At 63.2% G+C, this 26,294-nt stretch carries 10 protein-coding genes; 2 read left to right on the forward strand and 8 right to left on the reverse strand.

The window, feature by feature from the left end; all coding sequences use genetic code 11:
• Positions 1-2: 2 nt before the first annotated feature.
• The 3 genes from ACORQT_RS21930 to ACORQT_RS21940 form a co-directional block, all read right to left on the reverse strand.
• On the reverse strand, positions 3-17,777 hold the full coding sequence (locus tag ACORQT_RS21930; protein ID WP_164057675.1) for a non-ribosomal peptide synthetase: 17,775 nt from the start codon (positions 17,775-17,777) through the stop codon (positions 3-5).
• 610 nt (positions 17,778-18,387) lie between these two features.
• Positions 18,388-19,077, reverse strand: a complete 690-nt coding sequence (locus ACORQT_RS21935) for an LrgB family protein (RefSeq protein WP_004936833.1) — start codon at positions 19,075-19,077, stop codon at positions 18,388-18,390.
• Positions 19,070-19,492, reverse strand: a complete 423-nt coding sequence (locus ACORQT_RS21940; protein ID WP_004936830.1) for a CidA/LrgA family protein — start codon at positions 19,490-19,492, stop codon at positions 19,070-19,072. The genes ACORQT_RS21935 and ACORQT_RS21940 overlap by 8 nt, the downstream gene beginning before the upstream one ends.
• Before the next feature lie 139 nt (positions 19,493-19,631).
• Here ACORQT_RS21940 and ACORQT_RS21945 point away from each other — a divergent pair, with 139 nt between their 5' ends.
• On the forward strand, positions 19,632-20,519 hold the full coding sequence (locus ACORQT_RS21945) for a LysR family transcriptional regulator (protein ID WP_033651228.1): 888 nt from the start codon (positions 19,632-19,634) through the stop codon (positions 20,517-20,519).
• Between the two features lie 76 nt (positions 20,520-20,595).
• Here the strand turns inward: ACORQT_RS21945 and ACORQT_RS21950 are convergent, their stop codons facing one another.
• The 5 genes from ACORQT_RS21950 to ACORQT_RS21970 form a co-directional block, all read right to left on the reverse strand.
• Positions 20,596-22,245, reverse strand: coding sequence for a Na+/H+ antiporter (locus ACORQT_RS21950; protein WP_004936822.1), 1,650 nt, complete (start codon positions 22,243-22,245; stop codon positions 20,596-20,598).
• 197 nt (positions 22,246-22,442) lie between these two features.
• Entirely contained in the window at positions 22,443-23,804 is a 1,362-nt protein-coding gene (locus tag ACORQT_RS21955) for an NCS2 family permease (protein ID WP_033644434.1), read from the reverse strand.
• 333 nt (positions 23,805-24,137) lie between these two features.
• Entirely contained in the window at positions 24,138-24,545 is a 408-nt protein-coding gene (locus tag ACORQT_RS21960) for a VOC family protein (RefSeq protein ID WP_015379207.1), read from the reverse strand.
• 47 nt (positions 24,546-24,592) lie between these two features.
• A complete protein-coding gene (locus ACORQT_RS21965) occupies positions 24,593-25,261 on the reverse strand; it encodes a glutathione S-transferase family protein (protein ID WP_033644433.1) in 669 nt (222 codons plus the stop codon).
• Positions 25,258-25,701 carry a lipocalin-like domain-containing protein gene (locus tag ACORQT_RS21970; protein WP_033644432.1) on the reverse strand — a complete coding sequence of 148 codons (444 nt, stop codon included), beginning with the start codon at positions 25,699-25,701 and terminating at the stop codon, positions 25,258-25,260. The genes ACORQT_RS21965 and ACORQT_RS21970 overlap by 4 nt, the downstream gene beginning before the upstream one ends.
• A 195-nt stretch (positions 25,702-25,896) precedes the next feature.
• Between ACORQT_RS21970 and bhsA the strand changes: the two genes are divergently transcribed.
• The gene (gene bhsA, locus ACORQT_RS21975; protein ID WP_072626882.1) at positions 25,897-26,157 is read left to right on the forward strand and encodes a multiple stress resistance protein BhsA; all 261 of its coding nucleotides are present in this window, start codon (positions 25,897-25,899) and stop codon (positions 26,155-26,157) included.
• Positions 26,158-26,294: the final 137 nt, after the last annotated feature.

The following is a 26,294-nucleotide window of genomic DNA, read 5'->3' on the forward strand; positions in this document are numbered from 1 at the left end:
GGTCAGTGCCGGATGAGCGCATTCAGCACGGCGCTGATGCGCTTTCCTAACCCGCGCCGGTTCGCGGCTTCCGACATCATGGTGACATGATCGCCATCGACCAAATTAACCGTTACCGCCGACGCCGGCAAATGCCCCTCCCAGCCGAGTGCCGAGCCGTCACGGCGGTTGTAACCCGCCGGCTTGATGCGCTGCCAGTAGGCTTCCAGATCGTCGTTCAGCAAGCCGGGCATCTCCTCCACCGCTTTAAACAGGTGCAGATTAAGGCCGAGCGGCCGGATGACGCTGGCGCCGACCAGGGTCGCATAGTGATAACGCTTGTGCCATAACGCGGCTTCCTTCAGCGGATCGTCGAGGAAAGTGCTGATGCCCTGGCCGTGCAGCACGGCCAGCGCCTCCTCCACCGACAGTGACTGCAGGCGAGCGAACAGCGCAGTCTCCAGCGTCGGATGTTCCACCTCCAGCCAACTGAGGAACAGCTGCGTCGCATCGCGCATAGCCTGCTGCGGCCGCATGGTGTCGAGCAGGCCCACCAGCGCCACCTCTTCCCCCTCCGCCTGCAGCCGTTCCGCCACCATGTAGGTCAAGATCCCGCCCGAAGAGTAACCGAACAGGTGGTAAGGCCCGCTGGCTTGCGTCTGTCGGATGACACCGGCAACGATCTCCGCCATCGTCTCCATCGTTGCCGGCGGCGCGTCGGTCATCGCTGGCCACGGCACGGCATAAATCGGGAACTCCGCATCGATCTCTTTGGCTATCTCATAAACATAGGAGTGATCGCCATAACCGGTCGGCATGAAGAAGACCGGCAGGCGCTGGCCGCTGCGGCGAGCCGGCAATGCCTTGAGCGGTTTTTCGCCCATGCGCTGCTCGACATGCGCCGCCAGATCCGCCAACACCGGGTGATCAAAGATCGCCTGTACCTGCAGTGCAATTCCCCACTGCTGCGCCAGACTCGCCTGGCGTACCGCCAACAGCGAGTGGCCGCCCAGTTCGAAGAAGTTGTCGTGCCTGCCAATCTGCGGCAGCCCCAGCAGCTCCGCCCACACCTGCGCCAACAGCGTTTCAGTATCGCCGCGCGGCGCTTCGTAGACTTCGCCAGCGGCGGCGGCCATCTCCGGCGCCGGCAGAGCCCGCCGGTCAATCTTGCCGTTTGGCGTCAGCGGCATCGCCGCCAGCCAGACAAAGGCCGCAGGCAGCATATAGTCCGGCAGCTGCGCCGCCAGGTGCTGGCGCAATTCACCGGCCAACCCGTCGCTCGCCACGTCCTCACGCACGCTGATCCAGGCGATCAACCGCGTATCCACACCGACGCAGTGGGCATCGACCACCGCTTCGTTCACCGCAGGGTGCGCCGCCAGGCGCGCCTCGATCTCTCCCATCTCGATGCGGAAGCCGCGAATTTTCACCTGACGATCGTTGCGTCGCTGATACTCGAGATTGCCGTCCGCCCGATAGCGCACCAGGTCGCCGGTGCGATACATGCGCCCACCCGGATTGAACGGATCGTTCAGGAAGCGCTCTGCGGTCAGTTCCGGCCGGTTGAGGTACCCCAGCGCCACGCCGACACCGCCGATATACAGTTCGCCGGTAACGCCCAGCGGCGCCGGTCGGCCGCGCGCATCCAGCACATAGGCGCAGGTGTTGCCGATCGGTTTGCCAATCGGCAAGCGCGTTGCGCCTTGCACATCGACGATCGTCGCCGTCGTCGCGAAGGTGGTCGCCTCCGTCGGGCCATAGGCGTGGATCACCTGTACCGGCCCCGCTTCCTGCAGCAGACGTTCGAAGGCGCGCGGTTCCTCTTTTTCCCCGCCGCAGATCAGATAGCGCAGCTGAGCCAGCGTCGCGCCCATGCTGTACACATACTGATTGAACAACGCGGTCGTCAGGAACAACGTCGTCACGCGATGTTGCGTCAATGCGGCGCTCAAACGCGCTGCATCCATCACGGTTTCCGCCGGGATCACCACCAGTTCGCCGCCGTTCAACAGCGCCGCCCACACCTCCATCGTCGCGGCGTCGAAGGCCGGGTTAGCGGCATAAGCCACCCGTTCGGTCGCATCGAACGCCGCATAACGGTTGTTGATCACCAACCGAGTGATGCCCTGGTGCGGCGTCATCACGCCTTTCGGCAGCCCTGTGGAGCCGGACGTGTACATAATGTACGCCACCTCACCGCTCGATAGCGCCAGCGCCGGGTCGTTCTCGTCACCGCCTGGGACCTCCGGCCGCAGCAGCGGCAAGGTATCCCCATCCATCGCTTCACCGACGATAAGGCGCACGTCGCTGTCCTCCAGGATCCACTGCTGACGCGCCGCCGGCAGCTGCAGGTCGATAGGTACATACACCGCGCCGGCTTTGAAGATCGCCAGTTGCGTCGCCACCAGATCGATGCTGCGCGTCAGACGCGTCGCCACGCGCTCGCCCGGTTGAATGCCGTGAGCGATCAGAGCATGCGCCAACCGATTAGCCTGGGCGTTCAACGCCGCATAGCCGATCCGACGGTCGCCTTGCACGATCGCGACAGCCTGCGGCGCACGCTGCGCCTGGCGTTCAAACAGCTGATGCACGCAAAGCTCTGCCGGATAAGGCGCCGTCGTCTGATTCCATTCCTCCAGCAGCAACCGGCGCTCAGACGGCGGCAGGATCTCCAGCTCGCTCGCCGGCAGGGTCGGCTGACTTTCCAACGCCTGCGCCAATGAGGCCAACGCCTGTTGCATATAGCCGCAGATCCTCGCCGCCGGCACCGGTTCGCTGACCTGCGCCGTCAGCCCCAGAGAGTCGCCGCCATCTTCCACCGACAGGACGAACGGATAGTTGGTGCGCTCCTGCGCGCTCAATAGCGTCATACCTTCCGGCAACACCAGCTCGCTGCCGTTGTTATGGCGATAGTTGAGCAACGCGCTGAACAGCGGCATCCCCGCCGCCACGCCGCTGCAGCTCTGTGCCAGCGCCAGCGGCGCGTGCTCATGATGCAGCAACCCGCTCAGCCGCGCGTGGGTCTGGCGCGCCGCCGTCGCCACATCGTCATCGCCGATGTCGAGGCGCAGCGGCAACGTATTGATAAACAGCCCCATCGCGCGCTCGGCGCCTTCCCCCGCCTGCATCCGCCCCAGCAGCACTGTGCCGAACACCACGCGGTCGTCGCCGCTGGTGCGGGCCAAGACCTGCGCCCAGGCCAAATGGCACAGGCTGGCCAGGCTTACGCCCAGCCGTTTGGCCTGATGCCGCAGACGTTCGTTCAGTGCCTTGTCGATGGGCTGGTGCGCCGTGGTGACGCCCTTGCCGTCGCCGCGCACGTTGCCGAGCCCGAACGGCAGCACCGGCTCTTCGATGTCCGCCAGCATGGTGCGGAAGAAGGTTTCATGCTCTTGCGCGCTGACGCTCAAACGCGCCTGCGCCACCGCATTGCGGAACGGTGGTGCGGCCCTCAGCTCAGCGCCTTTGCCGGCGAGGATCGCGGCGATCTCTTCCTCGATCAATGCCGCCGTGGAATGGTCCCCCACCAGATGGTGCCATTGCTGCAGCATCCACCAGCCGCCATCGCTATCTTGCGCCACCACCACGTTCAGCAACGGTGCACGGCTAAGATCCAGGCGCGCATGCTGCGGATCGAAGCGTGCCAGCAGTTGCTCGCCAATCGCCCCCTGCGCCGGATCGAGCGTCAGCTCAGTCCACGGCAGCGCGGCGGCGCGCCAAACGACCTGTACCGGCTCGCGGATCGCCTCACTGATGAACGCCGTGCGCAGAATATCGTGACGATCGATCACCTGTTGCATCGCAGTCCGCCAACGATCCAGACGCTCGCGGTTCTCAAAGCGCAGCAGCGTTGACAACAGGTACGGATCGCCCCGCTCCGCCAACAGGTGGTGGAACAGAATCCCCTCCTGCAACGGCGACAGCGCATAGATATCCTGCACGTTGGCCACGCCGCCCGGCACGCGCGCCACGATGCTGTCGATCTCAACCTGGTCCAGCGAAGCCAGTGGCAACAGCTCAGGCGTAATGCGCTCGCTATCCGGCCGCAGCAGGTTCTCAGGGATCTCGATTTCGCAGCGCGCCTCCAGCGCCTCCGCCAGCGAGGCCAGCGTCGGAGCGGTAAACAGCGTCTGCACGTTCGCCGTCAGGCCGCAGCGACGCAGCTCTGCGATCAGTTTCACAGCCAGCAGCGAATGCCCGCCCAGCTCGAAGAAATTGTCGTGTCGGCCGACATTCGGCAGACCGAGCAATTCGCCCCAGATCGCCGCCAACAGGGTTTCCGTCTCTCCCAGAGGCGCTTCATAACCCACGCGCGCAAAGTCGTCGGCCTGCGGCGCCGGCAGCGCGCGGCGATCCACTTTGCCATTCGGGGTCAACGGCAAGTCGGCTAGCATCAGACAGGCCGCCGGCACCATGTAGTCCGGCAGCTGCGCCGCCAAATGCCGCCGCAGCTCGTCTGTCAGCTCGCGGCCCTCGGCCTCGGCTTGCGGAACGATCCAGGCGATCAATGCAGGATGCGCGCCACGCACGTCTACCACCGCTTCGCGCACCGCCGGGTGCGTTTCCAGCAGGACTTCAATCTCGCTGCACTCGATGCGGAAGCCGCGGATCTTCACCTGCTGATCGTTACGCCCGCAGTAATCGAGGTTGCCGTCCGACAGATAGCGCGCCAAATCGCCGGTGCGATACATGCGGCCCCCCTCGTTGAACGGATCCGCCAGGAAACGCTCGGCCGTGAGATCTTCGCGATTCAGGTAACCCAGCGCCACGCCCACGCCGCCGATATACAGCTCGCCAATCGCGCCCAGCGGCACCGGCTGACGGTGTTCGTCCAGCAGATACACCCGCGTATTGCCGATCGGCCGACCAATCGGCAGACGGTGCCGCCCCGCCGCCACGGTAATGTGCGCCGAGGTGGCGGCAGTGGTGGCTTCCGTCGGGCCGTAGCCATTGATCAGCTGCACCCGGCCGCCCTCCCTCAGCACCCGGGTATAGGCATGAGGATCCGCCGCTTCGCCGCCGCTGATCAAGTATTTCAGCCCCGCCAACGTCGCGGGGATGCTGTGCGCATGCTGATTGAACAGCGAGGTCGGCAGCACCAGCACCGTAATCGCCTGGCGCGTCAGCAAATCGGCGAACGCCGAGGCGTCCAGCAAGACCGCCGGCGGCACCACCACCAGCGCGGCACCGTTCAGCAAAGCACCCCACACTTCCATCGTCGCCGGATCGAACGCCGGGTTGATGGCGAAAGCGATGCGATCCGAGTCGCTGAACTCCGCATAACCGTTATTGATCACCAGTCGGTTGATCCCCTGATGCGGCACCATCACGCCTTTCGGCTTACCGGTTGAGCCGGAGGTGTACATGATGTAGGCCAGATCCAGACTGTCGCTCGCCAATATCGGCGCGCCGGACGGCAAATCCGCGTCGTCGCTGTGAGGCAGACGGGCGACACCGACGCCGATCTGCGCGTCGTCCTCGCCGCCGTTCAGCAGCAGCACCGCGCCGCTGTCGGCGATGATCCAGTTTTGCCGGCCGGCCGGCAGCAGCGGATCAACCGGCACATAGGCCGCGCCGGCTTTTAGGATCGCCAATTGGGCGATCACCAGGGCGGCGCAGCGCTCAAACCGGACCGCCACCCGCTGGCCGGGCTCCACGCCCGCCTTAATCAGGCGCCAGGCCAGCCGATTGGCGCGCTCCGCCAACTGCTCATAGCGGATAAGCTGCTCGCCATCGATCAACGCCGTCGCCTGCGGCGTGCGCCGCGCCTGCTCGTCGAACAGCTGATGCACGCACGCCTGCGCCGGATACGCCCGTTCGGTGCGGTTCCACTCGTGCAGCAGCAGCTGGCGTTCGGCCGCAGGCAACAGATCGACGCACGCCGCCGGCTGGTCAAGATCCGCCGCCATCGCTCGCAGCGCCTGCTGCAGATACGCGCCGTAGCGCGCCGCCGTGTCGCGATCGAACAAGGCGCTGGCGTAATTCAACGAGCCGACAATGCCGCTGCCGCTTTCCGCCAACTCAAGCGTCATGTCGAATTTCGCGACGTCATAGTTCAGCCCCGCATCCGTCGTTTGCAGGCCCGGCAATGCGATATCGCGCACCGAGCCGTCCTGCCAGGCCAGCATCACCTGGAACAGCGGCGTCGCGTCCAGCTGGCGCGGCGGATTGACCACCTCCACCACCTGTTCAAACGGCAAATCGCCGTTTTCCCGCGCCGCCAATACCGTCTCGCGCACGCGTTCGAGCAAGATTTTCAGCGTCGGCTCACCGCGCAGATCGACATGCATCGCCAGCGTGCTAACGAAGAAGCCGGCCAGCGGTTCGATTTCCAGCCTGCTGCGGTTGGCCTCCGGGGTGCCAATCACCACCTGCGGTTGGCCGGCCATGCGGGACAACACCAAACTCCAGGCGGCCAGCACCGTCATGAACAGCGTGCCGCCGTATTGGCGGCTCAACCGCCGCAGCGCGTCGGTGAGCGCCGCGTCGATAACCAGAGGCACCTCGCCGCCGGCGAACGACTGCATCGCCGGACGTGGCCGATCGGTCGGCAGCGTCAGCAGCGCCGGCACATCGCCCAGCGTCTGGCGCCAGAACGCCGCCTGCTCGGCCAACCGTTCCTGCGTCAGCCACTGGCGCTGCCAAACGGCATAATCGACATAGTGCACCGCCAGCGGCGGCAGCGGAGACGGTTCACCGCGTTGGAAGGCACCATACAGTACGCTCAACTCCCGCATCAGAATCCCGGTAGACCAGCCGTCGGAAACGATATGGTGGCAGGTCAGAAGGAACAGATGCCGCCGCTCGCTCACTTGCAGCAAGCAGGCCCGCACCAGCGGCCCCCGTTCCAGATCGAACGGCGCTTTCATCGCCGTTTCGGCCAACGCGTGCAAACGTTGCTCCGCATGACGCTCGCCGCGCAAGTCGTGATGTGCCAGTGGCATGGCCGCCTCCGGCAAGATCCGCACCTGAGGTTGCCCATCCTGGCAAACAAACACGCTGCGCAAGGCTTCGTGGCGGGCATACAGCGCGTCGAGGCTGCGTTGGAACGCCGGCGCATCCAGGTCGCCGTCAAGGCGCAACGCCAGCGGGATATGGTAAGTCTCGCCGATCCCACCCATTTGGCTCAGGAACCACAGCCGCTGCTGGGCAAACGACAACGGCAATGCGTCGTGACGTGGGGTCGGCACGATGGCCGTCGGCTGCGCCGCCCCCTCCCGTTCCAGCCACTGCGCCAACGCCTGCAACACCGGCGCGGCGAACAGCGCCGACAGCGGCAGCCGCCAGCCGGCCTGCTGCACCCGATTGGCCAACTGTACCGCCAACAGCGAATGTCCGCCCAGGGCGAAGAAATCATCATGACGCCCGACGCGTTCAACATTCAGCAACTGACGCCAGATGGACGCCAGCAGGCGTTCTCGTTCATTGGCCGGCGCTTCATAAACGGCGCGCGCGGCGGCCCCCAGCTCAGGCGCCGGCAGCGCGCGTTTGTCCAGTTTGCCGTTGGTGGTCAGCGGCAACGCGTCCAGCCACACAAAGGCCGTCGGCACCATATAGTCCGGCAGGCGGCCGGCCAGATGCTGGCGCAGCCGCAGCGCCAGCGTTTCCCGATCTCCCCCTTCGCCCGGCACCGCCCAGGCCACCAAACGTTTGTCGCCGCCGTTGTCCTGCCAGGCGTCAACCGTCACGCTGCGGACCTCAGGATGCTCCAGCAGCGCCGCCTCCACCTCACCGCACTCAATGCGGAAACCGCGAATTTTCACCTGCTGGTCGTTGCGCCCCAGATACTCCAGCTCACCGTTCGGCAGATAGCGCGCCAGATCGCCGGCACGATACATCCGTTCTCCCGCCACGAAAGGATCGTCGAGGAAACGTTGCGCATTCAGCTCCGGCCGATTCAGATAGCCGCGCGCCACGCCCAGCCCGCCGACATACAGCTCACCCACTGCGCCCTGCGCCACCGGCTGACCGTGTTCGTCAAGCAGATACAGGCGCAGATCCGGGATGCGGCGGCCGATCGGGCTGCCGCTGCCGGTGATGTCCGCCGGAGACATTTCCCGGTAGGTGACGTGCACCGTCGTTTCCGTTATGCCATACATATTGATTAACCGCGGCGCGTCCGGCCGATTACGCGCATACCACGGCGCCAGATCGGCCGGATTCAGCATTTCGCCGCCGAAGACGATGTAGCGCAGCCGATGCGGCGTGTCGTCCTGAGCCTGAATGAACGCTTTAAAGGCGCTTGGCGTCTGATTCAGCACTGTCACGCCCTGGTGACAAACCAGCTGATAGAACGCGGGGGCGGAGCGCGCCGTTTCCTGCGGCACGATCACCAACCGGCCGCCGTGGCGCCACGCGCCCCAGATTTCCCATACCGAGAAATCGAAGGCGAACGAGTGGAACAGACACCAGACATCCCCGGCGTCAAAGCCGAACCCGGCGTCGGTCGCGGTAAACAGGCGCTCAACCTGACGGTGTTCCACCATCACGCCTTTCGGCTTACCGGTCGATCCGGAGGTATAGATCACATAGGCCAGATTGGCCGCCGTCAGCCCCGCAACCTGCGGATTGGCGGCCTCAGCACCCCAGTCCTCCTCGAGCGCCATCGTCGGCACATCGGCCCCGCTCAGCGCCGAGCGCCCTGCGGCGTCGGCCAGCAGCAACACCGGCTGGGCATCGTGTAAAATGTACTCCAAACGTTCGCCGGTATAAGCCGGATCGAGCGGCACATAGGCGCCGCCCGCTTTCAGGATCGCCAGCAATCCGACCAGCATCGGCGTGCCGCGCTCCGCACACAGCGCCACCAGACGATCGGGCCCGACGCCGCGCGCGATCAACACCTGCGCCAACGCGTTGGCTCGTTCATTGAGCGCCCGATAGCTGAGGCGTTCTTCTCCGCACACCGCGGCGATCGCCTCTGGCGTGCGCAGCGCCAGCCGCTCCAAGTGATGGTGCGGGCAGAGATCCGCCTGCGGTTCGTCCGGTGTCCGGTTCCAGCCATGCAACAACCGCTGTCGTTCGTTCTGCGGCAACAGCGCAAGCTGCGAAACCGGCTGCGGCGCCGCCAACGCGATGCTTTGCAACACCTGACGCAGATAGATCCCGTAGCGCTCGGCGGTTTCACGATCGAACAGCGCCGTGGCGTAATACAGCGAACCGGCGATCTCTTCGCCGATCTCGGTCAGATCCAGCGTCATGTCATATTTCGCCGCGGCATAGCCGGCATCGATCGCTTCCGCCTGCAGCCCCGGCAGGCCGATGTCGTGCACCGAACCGTCCTGCCAGCTCAGCATCACCTGGAACAGCGGAGTATGGCCGCGATGACGCGGCGGGTTCACCTGTTCAACCACCTGCTCGAAAGGCAGATCGCCATGATCGCGCGCCGCCAGCAGCGTATCGCGCACGCGCAGCGCCAACGTCGGCAAATCCGGATCGTCGGACAGATCGATGCGCAGCGCCAGGGTGCTGACGAAGAAGCCGATCATCGGTTCCGTTTCCAGCCGGCGGCGGTTGGCCTCCGGCGTGCCGATCACCAGATCGCGCTGCCCCGACAAGCGGGACAGCACGACGCTCCACGCCGTCAGCAGCGTGATGAACAGCGTGCACCCCTGACGCAGGCTGAATTGCCTCAGCGCCGCGGTCAGCTCGGCATCGAGCGAGATCGCCACCCGATCCCCGGCGAATGACTGCACCGCCGGGCGAGGGCGGTCGGTCGGCAGCGTCAACAGCGCCGGCGCATCGCCCAGCGTCTGGCGCCAATAATCGGCCTGCTTCGACAACCGCGCCGGCTGCAGCCATTGCCGCTGCCAGTGGGCGTAATCCGCGTACTGCAACGCCAGCGGCGGCAGCGGCGACGGTTCGTCGCGACACAACGCGCCGTACAGCGCGCCCAGCTCCCGCAGCAGGATGCCGTTCGACCAGCCATCAGAAATGATGTGGTGACAGGTCAGCGCGAACAGCTGTTCATCGTCGCTCAGCCGGATGAGGCAGGTGCGCAGCAGCGGGCCGCCGGCCAGATCGAAGGGCGCCGCGACCTCTTCCCGCATCAACGCGGCGGCGCGCGCCTGCGCATCCGCGACGCCGCGCAGATCGTGGATCGTCAGCGGCAAACCGGCGACCGGCAAAATGAGCGCCTGCGGCTGGCCGTCGCGGCTGATGAAAACAGTGCGCAACGCGTCGTGGCGCGCATAAAGCGCGTCGAGGCTGCTCTGCCAGGCGGCCAGATTCAGCGGTCCACGCAACCGCAGCGCCAGCGGCATGTGGTAAATTTCGCTCATGCCGTCCAGCTGGGTCAGGAACCACAGGCGCTGCTGAGCGAACGACAGCGGTAAGGCCGCATCGCGCGGCGCAGGCAGAATCGGCGGCAGGCTTTCCGCCTGCGTGATCTGGCGCGCCAGCGCCTGCAGAACCGGGTTGGCGAACAGCGCCTGCAGCGACAGCGGCAACCCGCTTTGCTGCAGGCGGTTAGCCAAACGCACCGCCAACAACGAATGGCCACCCAGGGCGAAGAAGCTGTCGTTGCGGCCAACCTGAACCACGCCCAGCAGTTCTTCCCACAGCACCGCCAGACGCTGCTCAACGTCCCCCTGCGGCGCCTCGTAAGCTTCACGACGATAGGCCTCGCCCGACGGGTCGGGCAATGCGCGGCGATCGAGCTTGCCGTTTGGCGACAGGGGCAGCCTCTCCAGCAGCACGCAGGCGGCCGGTACCATGTAATCCGGCAGTTTGTCGGCCAGATGCCGACGCAGCGTCTCCGCCAGCGACGCCTCCTCGGCGCCCTGCTGCGGCACCACCCAGGCGATCAGGCGTTTTTCACCGCCGTCGCCGCCGCGCGCATCCACCACGGCTTCGCGCACCTGAGGATGCGCGGCCAGCGCCGCCTCTATCTCGCCGCATTCGATACGGAAACCGCGGATCTTCACCTGCTGATCGTTGCGGCCCAGATACTCGATATTGCCGTCCGGCAGGTAGCGAGCCACGTCGCCGGTGCGGTACATGCGGCCGCCGTGACCGGCATCGAACGGATCGGCCAGGAAGCGCTCCGCCGTCAGTTCAGGCCGGTTGAAATAGCCGCGCGCTACCTGGATGCCGCCGATATACAGCTCGCCAACCGCCCCCAGCGGCACCGGCTGCCCTTGTTCATCAAGCAAATAGATCCGCGTATTGGCCACCGGCCGCCCAATGGGCACCGACACCAGCCCGGGTTGGCGGGTGCAGTGCCATGCGGTCACGTCCACCGCCGCTTCGGTCGGACCATAGAGGTTATGCAACTCGACATGCGGCATCTGACGGTAGAACTCCGCCACCAGCGAGGCGGGCAGCGCCTCGCCGCTGCACATGACGCGCGCCACCTGCCCACAGCGGCGGCTCGCGCCTCCATACAGCAGAAAGCTTTGCAGCATCGACGGCACAAAGTGCAGCGTTGTCACGCCATACTGTTCAATGGCGCGGCTCAGGTACTCCGGATCCTTGTGGCCTTCCGGGCGCGCCATCGCCAGACGTGCGCCATACATCAACGGCCAGAAGAATTCCCACACCGAGACGTCGAAGCCGAACGGCGTTTTCTGCAGCACCGTATCCGCCGGCGTCAATCCATAAGCCTCCTGCATCCAGATCAGGCGGTTAACGATGCCGCGATGCTCATTCATCGCGCCTTTCGGTTTTCCGGTCGAGCCGGAGGTATAAATCACGTAGGCCAAATGATTGGGCTGCGCGCGCGGCGCCGGGTTATCGGCTTTCAGATCGTCCGGCAACGGTTCTTCCAGCGCCAGTAGCGGCACCGCGTGTTCGCCCAGCGCCGCGCGGCCGGCGGCGTCCGCCAGCAGCAGCACCGGATCGGCGTCCTGCAGGATATATTGCAGACGTTCGCCCGGATAAGCCGGATCCAGCGGTACATAGGCGCCGCCGGCCTTGAGGATACCGAACAATGCCGCCACCATCGCCAGACTGCGCTCGGCGCATACCGCCACGCGGCAATCCGGCCCGACGCCGCGCTGTATCAGCGCGTGCGCCAGGCGATTGGCCTGCGCATTCAGTTGGGCGTAGCTCAGTTCGGCGTCGCCGCAGACCAGCGCCACGGCGTCCGGCGTGCGGCGCACCTGCGCTTCAAACAACGCATGCAGGCAGACATCCTGCGGGTAAGGCTGCGCCGTTGCGTTCCAGCCGTTGATCAGCAAAGCGTACTCGTCGTCCGGCAAAATCGACAGTTCACGCACCGGCATTTCTGGCGTGTGTTCCAGCGCATTCACCAGAGCGGTCAATGCCTGTTGCATATAGCGGCACACCCGCGCGGCTTCGATAGGCTCGATGACCTGCGCCGTCAACGCCAGCGAGTCCATGCCGTCGTCCACCGACAGCACGAACGGATAGTTGGTGCGTTCGTCCGCGCCGATCAGACTGACCCCTTCCGGCAGCGCCAATTCTTCCCCGTCGTTGTGACGGTAGTTCAGCAGCGCACTGAACAGCGGTGCGCCGCTGTTCACGCCGCTGCAGCGCTGCGCCAACGCCAGCGAGGCGTGCTCATGCGCCAGCAAGCCGCTCAGGCGCGCATGCGCCTGCCGCACCGACGCCTCAACGCTGCGCCCGTCCATATCCAGCCGCAGCGGCAGCGTATTGATGAATAGCCCCAGAGCCCGGTCGGCGCCTTCGCCCGACTCCATGCGGCCCAGCAGCACCGTGCCGAACACCACGGCATCACGCCCACTGGTGCGCGCCAGCACCTGCGCCCAGGCCAGATGGCACAGGCTGGCCAGGCTGACGCCCAATCGCTTCGCCTGTCGACGCAGGCCAGCATTCAGCGCAGGCGCCAACGCCAGACGGCCGGTATTGGCGCACTGTCCGTCGCCGTGTACGTTGCCGAGCCCGAACGGCAGCACCGGTTCGTCGATATCCGCCAGCATGCCGCAGAAGAAACGCTCATGTTCCTGTTCGCTGAGCCCCAAACGCGCTTGCGCCACCGCATTGCGGAACGGCTGCGCGCAGGCCAGCGTATCGCCGCGTCCGGCCAGAATGGCGTTAACTTCTTCTCCCATCATCGCCAGCGTCGAGTGGTCGCCAATCAGGTGGTGCCACTGCTGCAAGACGTACCAGCTGCCGTCGCTCTCTTCGGCGATAACGTAATACAGCAGCGGCGCACGCGTCAGATCCTGCCGGATCCGCCGGGGATCGAAACGCGCTTCCAGCTGACGGCCGATCGGCCCCTCGGCCGGATCCAGCGCCAGCTCGATCACCGCTAAACGCGCCCGACGCCAGACAACCTGTACCGGCTCGGACAACCCCGCGCCGACAAAAGCCGTGCGCAAAATGTCATGACGATCCACCACCTGCTGCATCGCCGCCAGCCAGCGATCGAAACGCGCCCGGCTGTCGAAACGCAGCAATGCCGATAACAGGTAGGGATCGCCCTCTTCCGCCAGCATATGGTGGAACAAGATGCCTTCCTGCAACGGGGAGAGGGCGTAGATATCCTGTACGTTGTCGATGCCGCCCTCCACGCCGTCGACGATCTGATCGATCTCCGCCTGAGTCAGATCGGCCAGCGGCAACATCTGCGGCGTGATTGCGCGGCAACCCGGCGCAATCCGATTTTCCGGCACCTTAATCCGCTGCTGCGACACCAGCGTTTGCGCCAGAGCCGACAGCGTTGGCGTGGAGAACAGCGCCTGAACGCTCGCCGACAGCCCGACCTGGCGCAGCTGCGCCATCAGCTTCACCGCCAGCAGCGAATGACCGCCCAACTCGAAGAAGTTGTCATGACGCCCCACGCGTTCAACGCTCAGCAACCCCTGCCAGATCTGAGCCAGCAGCGTTTCGGTTTCCCCCTGCGGCTCGACATAGTTTTCACGCATGGCGGCATCCGGTGCCGGCAGCGCGCGCCGATCCAGTTTGCCGTTCGGCGACAGTGGCAACGCCTCCAGCCACACAAAGGCCGTCGGCACCATATAATCCGGCAGCGCTGCAGCGAGCGCCCGGCGCAGCGTCTGCGCCAGCGCCTCGCGTTCCGCTTCCGGCTGCGGCACGACCCAGGCCACCAGACGTTTGTCGCCTTCGCCATCAGTGAGCGCATCCACCACCGCGTCGCGCACGGCGGCATGCATAGCCAGCTGCGATTCGATTTCACCGCATTCAATGCGGAAGCCGCGAATTTTTACCTGCAGATCGTTGCGGCCCAGATACTCCAGGCTGCCGTCCGGCATATAGCGCGCCAGATCGCCGGTGCGGTACATGCGGCCACCCGGCGCGAAAGGATCGGCCAGGAAACGCTCCGCCGTCAGCGCCGGCAGGTTCAGGTAGCCGCGCGCCACCTGCGCGCCGCCGATATACAGCTCACCCACGGCGCCCAGCGGCACCGGCTGGCCATATTCATCCAGCAAGTACACCCGGCCGTTGGCGATAGGCCGGCCGATTGACGGCATCGCCGCACCGACCGCCGGCTCGCCCGACGTCGCTACCACGGTCGTCTCCGTCGGCCCATAGTTATTCACAATGGTTACGCCAGGCGGCGCCTGCAGCGGCCAGCGGCGAATACTGTCGCCGCCGATCAGCAGCATCCGCAGATCGGCTGGCATTTCGCCCATCAGTGCGATCTCAGCCAGCGGCGTCACCATAAACCCGACCTGCACACCGCTGCCGCGCCACCATTGCAGCAGCGCTTCGCCATTGCCCGCCGCCTCTGCCGGCGGCAGCAGCAGCGTCGCCCCCTGCGTCAACGTCGGCCAGATTTCCCAAACACTGGCGTCAAAACCCAACCCCGCCATGCTGGTCGTTCGCTCGCCAGCCTGCAAACCGGTCGCTTCGCAGTGCCACATGATCAGGTTGATCAGGTGCGCCTGCTCCACCATTACCCCTTTCGGTTTGCCGGTCGAGCCTGAGGTGTAAACCACATACGCCAGGCTGCCTGGCTGCGCGCGCGGCGGCAGGTCGTGATCCTGCTCTGGCAGTGCGTCTTCCAGCGCCAACAACGGCGCTGCCACCGCCCCCAGCGCGGCGCGGCCGATACTATCCGCCAACAGCAGCGCCGGCGCGCAGTCCTGCACGATATAGTGCAGACGCTCAGCGGGATAAGCCGGATCCAGCGGCACATAGGCTCCGCCGGCTTTCAGGATCGCCAGCAGTGCGACGATCATCTCCGGGCTGCGCACGGCGCAGACCGCTACGCGGCTTTCCGGCCCTACGCCGCGTGCCGTCAGGTAATGCGCCAGCCGGTTGGCGCGCGCGTTCAATTCCGCATAGCTCAGCGACATCTCCCCCTGAGACAGCGCCGGCGCCGTTGGTGTACGCCGCACCTGCGCTTCAAACAGGGCCGACACGCTCGACGCCGGCGGGAAAGCCCGGCGGGTGCGGTTGAGCTGGTTGAGCAATAGTTCTCGCTCCGCCTGGTTCAGTAAACGTTCGCCGCGCACCGGCGCATTCGGCGCCGCGGCGGCCTGCCGGAGCAGCAACAGCAGATGCTGCGCGGCACGCAGCATTTGCTCGTCCCCCACCACGGCGCTGTCGTACACCCAACGGAAAGCGCCGTTGCTTTCATTGATTTGCAGCACCGCCCGGGCACCGGAGCGTTTAACCGCCGCTGCGCCCTCCTGGGTTTCGTCGAACCCCGGCGCGGTGTCGCGACCCAATAGCGCCACAACGGTTGACCAGGCGCGCGAACGCGTGTCCAGGCCGAGCAATGCCGGATGGTAGGCCCGGCGCGCGCGCGCCTGCTGCCATTCGCGTCGCATCTGCGCCTGCGCCTCGGCGAAGCCCTGCATCGGATTCAGCGAGATCTGCAGCGGCAGTGTCCAGACCTGGCCCAGTTCGCCGATGACGTCGTCCGTCGCGTTCAGCCAGCCAAGTTGGAAATCACTTTCGCCGCCCATCAATCCCAGATACAACGCCAGCCCGGTCAACACCGCGTCAACCTCGATCTTGCCCGCGTGTTGCCAGGCCGTAGCCTGCCATACCGGCTGGGCTTCGCGCTGCCAGGCTACCGGGAACGCCGCCGGGGCAAACTGCGCCAATCGCGGTTGCCAGAAGGCCGCATGGAGCCCGCCGGCCGCCTGCATCTCCTCCAGCCGTTTCGCCTGCGAAGGGCCAAGCAATGGCAACCGCTCGCCCACCGCCAGGCCGCGCAGCTGCGCCAGCGCTTCCCCCGGCGCCAGCTCGCCCTCGGCGGTGAACCAGCTCCCGATCCGCACCGTCCCTTCCGCCGTGGCGATATTCCAGCCCGCATCGTCGACGCTGAGCAGCGTACCGGGCGCCGCATCGCCGGCGTCATGCAGCATTTCCAGGCGTCCAACGCCCAGCGCCCGGTCGGCCAGCAGGATTTTCAACGCGCAATCGCCCGACGGATGGTCGAGTGACGTCGCGAGGCGCACCAGTTCAGCGGCAGGACGATCCCAGCGGATGAAGCCGGCTGCCGGCGGCAGTCGGCGAAGATCGTAGAAACTGCCGCTGACGTCCGTTTCAGGCTGCGCATGAAGCTGTTGCATCACCTGAGCGATGCTGCCCTCAGGCTGCTCACATAGGCTCCGCAGAATAAACTGGAAACGCCGCTGTAAACTCTCAAGCTGGCTTAATGAATGGGCATGCGGCGCATCGGCAAACATGACGTCCAACTCCTGCGCCTGCTGATCTTCGTAAAACAGAATTTGCATATCGCTGACGGCGATGTTGCCGCCGTAATACCAGCGTGTCTTACATCCCCAAAACGGATCGCCATGATCAAAGGAAACGATATTAATGGCGGGGCCAAACCAGGATGAGCTCATGGTGCTGCGATCGCGACGAATGTCTTCACCGCGATATAATTGCCGGCGAACCACTTTGGCTATTTCCGCCGCGACCTGTTGTGCGAAATCAGCCAGATGACTTTCAGGGTTAATGGTTAAAATCAGTGGCACCACATTCGCGGTCATGCCAATACTGTTTCGCTCTCGCGTACCGGTCACCGGCAGGCTGAAATTCAACAAGGTCTGACCAGTAATACTGTGGAAACATAACGCGACGGCCGTCGCCAATATATGAGCGCGATGCACGCCGGCTTTTTCCGCCCCCCGATCAATCGCCGCTATCTCATTTATTTTTAATGTGTGACTGCTGATTTGCATGGACGAATAAGGGACGAGTTTCTCCTGACGCGTCAGGCTATGAGGCGCGGCGAGCGTATAACCCTGCCAGAACTGTTTATCGGTAGTGAAGCGGGAAGAATCGCGGTACTGCAAGTCGTGTTCATAAAGCCGGGTAAAACTGCAATTGCTGAATTCAGGAATGTTTTTTTTCTCAGCTAATGCGTTGTAATACAGCGCGATACGACGCATGAACTCTTCGGCGCTGCGGCCATCCACCAACATATGGTGAAAACGTCGGTAGAGGATATAGTTGCCCGGTGCCAACGTCAGTAAGGCAAAACCGAACAGGTCCTGATCCAGCGCGGAGATCACACGATCGGCATCTTGCCGCATCCAGCGCTGCGCCGCCAGCTCAGGGTATTCCTGGCTGCTGAAGTCATGCACGGAAAGCGGATCATGACTGCGCACCGCACGGTATTGATAAAGCTCGCCGTCTTGTTCGGTGAAATGGGCCTGCATCGCCGGCGTTTCTTCAATGATCGCGTCTATCGCCTGGCGCAGCAGGGCTATCTGCAACGGCCCTTGTATTGTGCCGTATCCCCACATATTGAACGGCAAGCCTTCAGACATGCTGGCGCTCAGCCAAAGCTCGCGCTGAGCGGTGGTAATTTCATGCAGCTCAACTTTCTCCGTTGCGGCCTGAGACCCTGCACGGAATTCCCCACTCTTCACATCAGTTTGTTTGTTCATAATATTCTCTAGCACGTTTTCATTACGTTAATGAAAGGGACCGTCCGGATTTAGGCAAAACCTGGCCGCCCGACAGTTCAAGTCAGAATAAAAAAACCGTAGAAAAGCTGGGTCTCCCCCAACTAAGAAAGGATAAAATGGCTAATCCAGAGGTCCCCCCTGTGCCTCAATTTGCTGAGCTGTGAAGTATAGGAGAGGATATTTTTTTTGGCGAAACGTGCGAAAGGGAATAAATGACCATTTTATTTCCCCGATATTACTCAGGGATGACGAGGGTATTGAACTTGTATTAACCTGAGATGATTAGAGAATAATTAATATTTTTTTGTATTATTCATCGATGTTAATATGCAGCAATTCTTACGATAAGAGCCTCTCCATATCAATAAGTTATACTTTATTGTTTGAAAAGCAATAATTAATAATTTAATTAATTCATTGTCATCGAAATTTATGCCCGGTTTTATCGGCAGCGGCTCTATCGCTTTTTGTTATAACAATGGGAAAAATTATGCTGAAAAAATTTTGCGTTTTTTCGTGCGCAAATCAACGGCACCGTTCCCAACCGCAGACAATGTCAATGGGGCGGCAGAGCCCGCCCCAAGAGGTCTTACCACATCAGCCGGCCGATCAATGGCGCGGCCACGACCGTGATGATGCCGGCCAGCATCATCACCAAACTCGACACCACGCCCTCCTGCGGCCCCAGCTCATAGGCGCGGGCAGTGCCGGCGCCGTGCGACGAGGCGCCAAATCCGGCGCCCTTCGCCAGACGGCTGCGCACCGCCAGCCGCAAAAACAAAATATCCCCCACCGCCATGCCGAACACCCCGGTGATCACCACGAACAGCGCCACCAGATCCGGCTGCCCGCCCATCTGTTTGGCGGCCTCCAGCGCGAACGGCGTGGTGATCGACCGCACCGCCAGGCTGCGCTGCACCTCTTCCGGCAGCGTCAACAGGCGCGCCAGCCACACCGAGCTGTACACCGCCACCAGCACCGCGGTCGTTACCCCGGCGGTCAGCGACAGCCAGTGGCGACGGATGATATGCAGATTCTCGTACACCGGCACCGCGAAGGCGATGGTCGCCGGCCCCAGCAGCCACAGCAGCCAGTGGGTTTCACCGATGTAGTCCTGATAGGAGATATGGGTGACCACCAGCAGCAGCACCAGAATCATCGGCGTCAGCACCAGCGGCATCAGCAGCAACGTGCGGCGGCGGCGATAGAGTTTCTTGTTGGCGAAATACAGCGCCAGCGTCGCCAGAAAACAGGCCAGGCTAAGGATAAAATCATTCATGGCGCTGCTTCCGCCGCTGCAGCCAAATCTCCAGCCGATACACCCTGTCCACCACCAGCCCGGTGGCGCCCAGCGTCAGCATGGTGCTGACTGCGATCACCAGAAAGATCTTCCAGCCCTCGACCATCAGCAGCTGGGCATAGTTGACCACCGCCACCACCGCCGGCACGAAAAACAGCAGCATTTCCGCCAGCAGCCAGCGGGAACCGGCCTTGACCCAGCTGAGCGGCAGAATGCGCAGCAGGATCAGCGCCAGCAGCATCAGCATGCCGACGATATTGGCGGGGAGCGGCAGGTGGAATTGTTGCACCAGGCGATCGGCGATCAGGAACAGCGCCGCATACAACGCCACCTGAATCGGCACCTGCAAACGGGTCAGCAGGGAGGGGGCAACGCGGCGTAACGCCAGAGACATGAAAGATGACCTCAAACAATAATTGACGGCCTACAGTATACGCAGCCGGGAAACCACGCCTGAAATGAATTAAAATTATCGACATCATGCCGTCCGGGAATAGTTTCCCGCCGGTAGCGTCCCCAAGGAGAACCCTAACGTGGATGTCCGCACCCTGCGCTACTTCGTTGAAGTGGTGCGCCAGCAAAGCTTCACCCGCGCGGCGGAAAAACTGTTCGTCACCCAGCCCACCATCAGCAAAATGCTGCGGCATCTGGAGGAGGAGCTGGAATGCACGCTGCTGATCCGCGAAGGCCGCAAGCTGCGCCTGACCGACAGCGGCCAGGCGGTGTATCAGCGCGGCCTGACGATCCTCGACGAATTCCGCCAGTTGGAGGCGGAGCTGGAAGACATCAGCTCGGTGAAAAAGGGCGTGTTGCGGCTGGGCATTCCGCCGATGGTCGGCAGGCAGATCGCCGATCTGATCCGCCGCTTTCGTCAGACCTACCCCGGCATCGAATTGAAGATTTCCGAGCTGGGCGGGCTGTCGGTCGAACAGGCGGTGATGTCCGGCGAACTGGATCTGGCGATGACGGTGTTGCCCTTCGACTCGGAGCAGCCGCTGACCTTTCTGCCGCTGCTGGGCCACCCGATGTGCGTGGTGGCGCCGCGCACGCCGCAGTGGCTCAACCGCACCAGCATCAATATCGCCGAATTGGCCGACAGCCCGATCCTGATTTATAACGAAGACTTTGCGCTGTACAAGATGCTGATGAAGGCGTTTCGCCTGGCCGGTTTTGAACCGCAAATCGCGGTGCGCAGCGGCCAATGGGACTTCCTCGCCTCGATGGTGCAGGCCGGCGTGGGCATCGCCATGCTGCCGGAGCCGGTTTGCCGCTGGCTGGATAAGGAAAACCTGGTCTGGCTGCCGCTGGAACCGCGCATGGAATGGAAAATCGGCCTGATCTGGCGCCAGGGCAGCTATTTGTCGCACAGCGCGCAGGCCTGGATCGCCTGCTGCCGCGACTACTGGCCGCCGGTCAAGTAGCCAAAAAACAAGGGCCGCACAGGCGGCCCTTCAGGATGGGGATAACGAGGAAAAACGTTTATTCCTGCTTCTGCGTTTACCCCTCGCGCTCGATCAACAGCGCTTCGAGCAAATCGAGATCGTGCAGCAGTTTTTGCAGCGTCTCGTTGCTGATTTTCTGCGTGGCGCGCAGGTGGTACAGCTCGCCGCGCTCGGCGCGCAGCGCCGTCAGGCGGAAACGCCGCTCGAGGTTTTCCATCGCCAGCGCATTCTCGATATCGTCTTTCGACGCGATACGCCGCCGCAGCATGCCCGTCACCCGCGAGCTGACCTCTTTCAACACCTGCGGATCAAGGTTCTCTTCGGTATCGGCGACCAGGCGCTCTTCCATTTTATTCACGCTCTCGATCGCCACCTCGGCCGCCATGGCGATCGCCATGCGCTCTTCCTGCTTGCTGGCGCTCTTGTCGGTCACCTGCACGCCGCGCAACAGCAGCGGCAACGCCAGCACGCCGACAATCAACGACAGCAGGATCACCCCGGCGGCGATAAACACCAGCTGATAACGCGCCGGGAAGGCGGTGCCGTCGCTCAACAACAGCGGTATCGACAGCACGCCGGCCAGGGTAATCGCCCCGCGCACCCCGGCGAACGACGCCACCCACAGCTCACGCGTGCTGTAATCGCCGAACTGCAGCGGACGCTTTTTCATAAAGCGGTTGCTGGCCTTCTTCATCACCCACAGCCAGGTGAAACGCAGCACCAGCAGCGCGGCGTAGATGGTGGCCACGTCGGCGAACAGATACCATGTCTGGATGGTCGGATCCAGCTCCGCCTGCAGGATGGAGGTTTCAAGAATGCCCGGCAGCTGCAGGCCCAGCATGATGAACACCATGCCGTTGAACACGAATTCCAGCATCGCCCACACGCTGTTGGCGCGCAGGCGCATCGCCAGCGGCGCGTTGCGGATCACGCCGGATTGGCTGATGGTCATCCCCGCCGCCACCGCCGCCAGGATGCCGGAAACGCCGATATGTTCGGCGATCAGGTAGGACGCGAACGGCAGCAGCAGCAGGAACACGATCTGGGTCGCCGGATCGTCGCCGCTCCAGCGGCTCATCACCCGCAGCGATTTACTGTAAGTCCAGGTGACCGCCACGCCGGCCAACAGGCCGCCGATCGCCACTTTGAGGAATTCAAGGGTCGCGCCGCCCACGGTGAACACCATCGTGCCCATCGCCACCGCGATGGCGAACTTGAGCGACACCAGGCCGGACGCGTCATTCATCAGCGCCTCGCCCTCGAGCACGCCCATGATCGGCTTGGGAATCCGCCCTTTGCCGACGATGCCGGACAGCGCCACGGCATCGGTCGGCGACAGCACCGCCGCCAGCGCGAAGGCCGCCACCAGCGGAATGCCCGGCACCATGGCGTAGATCAGATAACCGACGCCGACCACGGTGATCAGCACCAGCACCAGCGCCAGGCCGAGAATTTCACGCCCGTGATGCAGGAACTCGCGCGTCGGCGTTTTCCAGCCGTCGGCGAACAGCAACGGCGGGATGAACAGCACCAGGAACAGTTCGGGATCAAAATCGACGTGCAGCCCGAAATGCGGCCAGGCCAACAGGGCCCCGATGGCGATTTGCATCAGCGGCAGCGGCACCTGGAACGGCAACATGCGCGTCACCACCCCGGACAGGGAGACCACCAGGATCAAAATGAGGATTGTAAAAAAGATTTCCATGCTTTCCTTAGACTCTACGATTCAGACGACATCGGCTCAGGGCCTGCGTTGGTCCCGATAGTAGATCACTTTTTTTACAGCCGTTAAAGCTTGTTGTGCCTTTCAAAACGCGGTACAGAGCAGAAGAAGACTTATCTTAAGAAGGGAATTGCCGTCACAGGCTCCCCCGCCCGATGGGCGAGGGAAACCCAAGAGGCTTAAATCGCCCAACCGCCGGCGTAGAACGCCACCAGCGCCACGGCGATCAGCACGGTGCCGATGTTCAGCTTGCGCCATTCGCCGGAGAAGATGCGGCCGATGACCAGCGAGCTGAAGCCCAGCATGATGCCGGTGACGATGTTGCAGGTCAGCACGATGAACACGGCGCACAGCAGGCCGGCCATCGCGTCGACGAAGTCGTTGAAGTCCAGCTTGGTGACGTTGCTCAGCATCAACAGGCCGACGTACATCAGCGCCGGCGCGGTGGCGTAGACCGGCACCAGATAGGCCAGCGGCGACAGGAACAGGATCAGCAGGAACAGAACGCCGACCACGGTGGCGGTCAGGCCGGTCTTGCCGCCCGCGGCGGTGCCGGCGGCGGACTCGATGTAGACCGCGGCGGGCGCGGCGCCCACCAGCCCGGAGAAGATGCTGCTCAGGGAATCTGAGGTCAGCGCCTTGCCGCCGTTGATGATCTGGCCGTCTTTGTCCAGCAGGTTGGCCTGCCCGGCTACCGCGCGGATGGTGCCGGTGGCGTCGAACACCGCGGTCATCACCAGCGCCAGCACGCTCGGCAACACCACCGGCTGCAATGCGCCCATGATATCCAGGCTGAAGATCAACGATTTGCCGTCAGCGTCCGCCAGGCTCGGCATGGCGAACAGCCCCTGATATTTCACCGCCGGGTCGAAGATCAGGCCGATGATGGAAATGGCGATGATCACCAGCAGAATGCCGCCGGGCACGCGCAGTTTCTCCAGGCCGAAGATCACCGCCAGGCCGACCAGCGTCATGACGACCGGGAAAGAGGTGAACGCGCCGAGCGCCACCGGCAAGCCATCCAGCGGGTTCTTCACCACCAGGCCGACGCCGTTGGCGGCGATCAGCAGCAGGAACAGCCCGATGCCGATGCCGGTGCCGTGCGCCACGCCCATCGGCAGGTTGCGCAGGATCCAGGCGCGGATGCCGGTGACCGAGATGACGGTGAACAGCACGCCCATCAGGAACACCGCGCCCAGCGCCACCGGAATGCTGATATGTTGGCCGAGCACCAGGCTGAAAGCGGTAAAGGCGGTCAACGAGATCGCACAGCCGATGGCCATCGGCAGGTTAGCCCACAGCCCCATTAGCAGCGAGCCCAGACCGGCCACCAGACAGGTGGAAACGAACACCGCCGCCGGCGGGAAGCCCGCTTTGCCCAGCATGCTCGGCACCACGATCACCGAGTACACCATCGCCAGGAAGGTGGTCAGCCCCGCCACCACCTCCTGACGCACGCTGCTGCCGCGCGCGGAAATTTTAAAATAGCCATCAAGCCCGCCGGTTGGTTTTGCGGCGTGGTTCGCTTGAGAGTTCGACATAGGTTACTTCCCCTGTGTTTCATGAATCGGCCCGTCGCAGCAGGCCTGTAATCTCGCCCGCGCCTGATCGCTACGTAATCGTTTACGTCACGTTCCGCTTCCTTGCCCTTCCGTCGCACCGCCAACGGCGATGCGCACCAAGGCAAACGTTTAACTCGCAGCGCGCGGTACGGGTGATTTATGGTGGTTTATTCAAGGCAAACGATTATCCTGCCTTCCCTAGCGTCTAATCAACTAAAGATCGCGGCAATTTATGCAGAAAGCGGCGGGAAGGGCTTCTGCGCGAAAAGACGGGGCGATCCGGCGCCCCTGCCAGCCTGTTTCACGGCGATCTTATTGCGCCTGCACCGCTGCGGGATCCATATACATCAATTCCCAGATATGGCCGTCCAGGTCCTGAAATCCGTGGCCGTACATCACGCCATAGTCCCGCGGCGGATGATAGGTATTGCCGCCGCCGGCGATCGCCTTGCGCACCAGTTCGTCCACCGCCGCCCGGCTGGGTTGCGACAGGCACACCAACACTTCGGTGGCCTGTTTGGCGTCGCCGATCGGGTTCGGGGTAAACATCCTGAATTTGTCGTGGGTCAGCAGCATCACGTAAATCGTGTCGCTGACCACCATGCAGGCGGCGGTATCGTCGGTAAATTGCGGGTTGAAGCTGAAGCCGAGCTGGGTGAAAAACGCCATTGAGGCGGGCAGATCGCGTACGGGCAGATTTACGAAGATTTGCGTAGCCATGGGCTACCTCCGATGAAGAATGACCCCATCGAGTATAGCCCATCCGCTTAACTCAGCAGGTCGTAAGGGCCGCCCTGTTCCAGCGCCCGCTGGTAGGCGGGCCGGGCGTGGATGCGCTGCAGGAAGCCACGCAGTTTCGGGCAATTGTCCAACGCGCCGCGCGCCGCCATCGCCTCGAGCGGGAAGCTCATCTGTATGTCCGCCGCGCTGAAATCGTTGCCGACGAACCAGCTGCCCTTGTTCAGGTGCTGTTCGAGATACTCGCAGTGCGGCGCGATCTGTTTGTCGAGGTATTCGCGCTGTACGCCCTTGCCGATCGCGCCCGCCACCGGCCGCAGCAGCCAGGGGATCGGCGGCTGGCCGAGACGGCTGAACACCAGCTTCATCACCAACAGCGGCATCAGCGATCCCTCAGCGTAGTGCAACCAGTAGCGGTATTGCTGGCGCGCGTGGAAGTCCGTCGGCATAAACATGCCCTGTGCGTCGTAGGCCTCCTGCAAGTATTCGATAATGGCGCCGGATTCCGCCAGCGTCAGATCGCCATCGACGATCACCGGCGATTTGCCCAGCGGGTGGATCTTTTTCAGCGCCGGCGGCGCCAGCAGAGTGTGCGGATCGCGCTCGTAGCGTTGCACCTGATAGGGCACGCCCAGCTCTTCCAAAAACCACAGAATGCGCTGCGACCGCGAGTGATTGAGATGATGAACAATGATCATGATGACGCTCCTGTCCGCTGCCACACCAGTTCGCCGATCTGCACGCCGTTGCCGAGCTGCAGCGGCACCGTGCGCAACGTCAGCCGATCGGCGTTAAAGGCGTAAAAGCGCACCTGACGGCTGCCTATCCAATTGGGGAACGAGCAGCCTTCAACCTGATGCACCACCCGTTGCTCGCTTTCTTCCACCTGATAACGGCCGAAATAGCAAATCATATTGATGAAGGCGGCATGGATCTCCCGCTCGGATCCCTGCGCCAAATCGTCGGCGACGAAACGCGGCCGCACGGCGCTGTATAGCTGCGCCGCCATCGTGCCGTTGGCCTCATAGTGGATGCGCCCCAACACCTGCTCGCCCAGCGGGTAATTCAGCTCGCCGTTCTGGTTTTTGAACGCCGACGACACCAACGCCCAGCTGCCGATAAACGCGTTTACCGTCATGACGCTTCTCCGGTTAAGGATCGTCTGTAAAGGGTAGTGGCAATTTTTGCCGCACGCCAACGGCTGAAAAACCGTCAATTTATTTGACAGAGATACTCAAAACTCTCCGATTTTTTATTCACACCCGGTGCACTAGTATTTAACACATCGAGAGACAACGTGCTCTCACCTAATAAATACTCTGAGGAACACATCATGAAAAACATCAAAATTTTTGCTACCGCTGCACTGCTGGCTACCGCTTCTTTCGCTACCTTCGCCGCTGACCTGCCAACCAGCCAGCCAGCCGCAGACGCGCAGAAAATCGGCGTAGTCACCGTGAGCGGCGCCGCCAACCTGAGCGCGCTGGAAAGCGAACTGGCCAGCAAAGCCGCCGCGTCGGGCGCCAGTTCCTACCGCATCGTCGCCGCCGGCGGCCAAAACAAACTGTACGGCACCGCAGAAATCTTCAACTGATCGTCGGACAGCCAATCGACGGAAGAAAGAAGCCCCGCAAGGGGCTTTTCTCGTTTCAGGCGGCCAGAGCTCTTTGTGGACAGTGATCGCCATTCATTTCACCCATACTGAATGACAGCGCAATCCCCTCACCCACT

It is taken from the genome of Serratia sp. (in: enterobacteria) (genome assembly GCF_052400455.1).
GTDB lineage: Bacteria > Pseudomonadota > Gammaproteobacteria > Enterobacterales > Enterobacteriaceae > Serratia > Serratia ureilytica.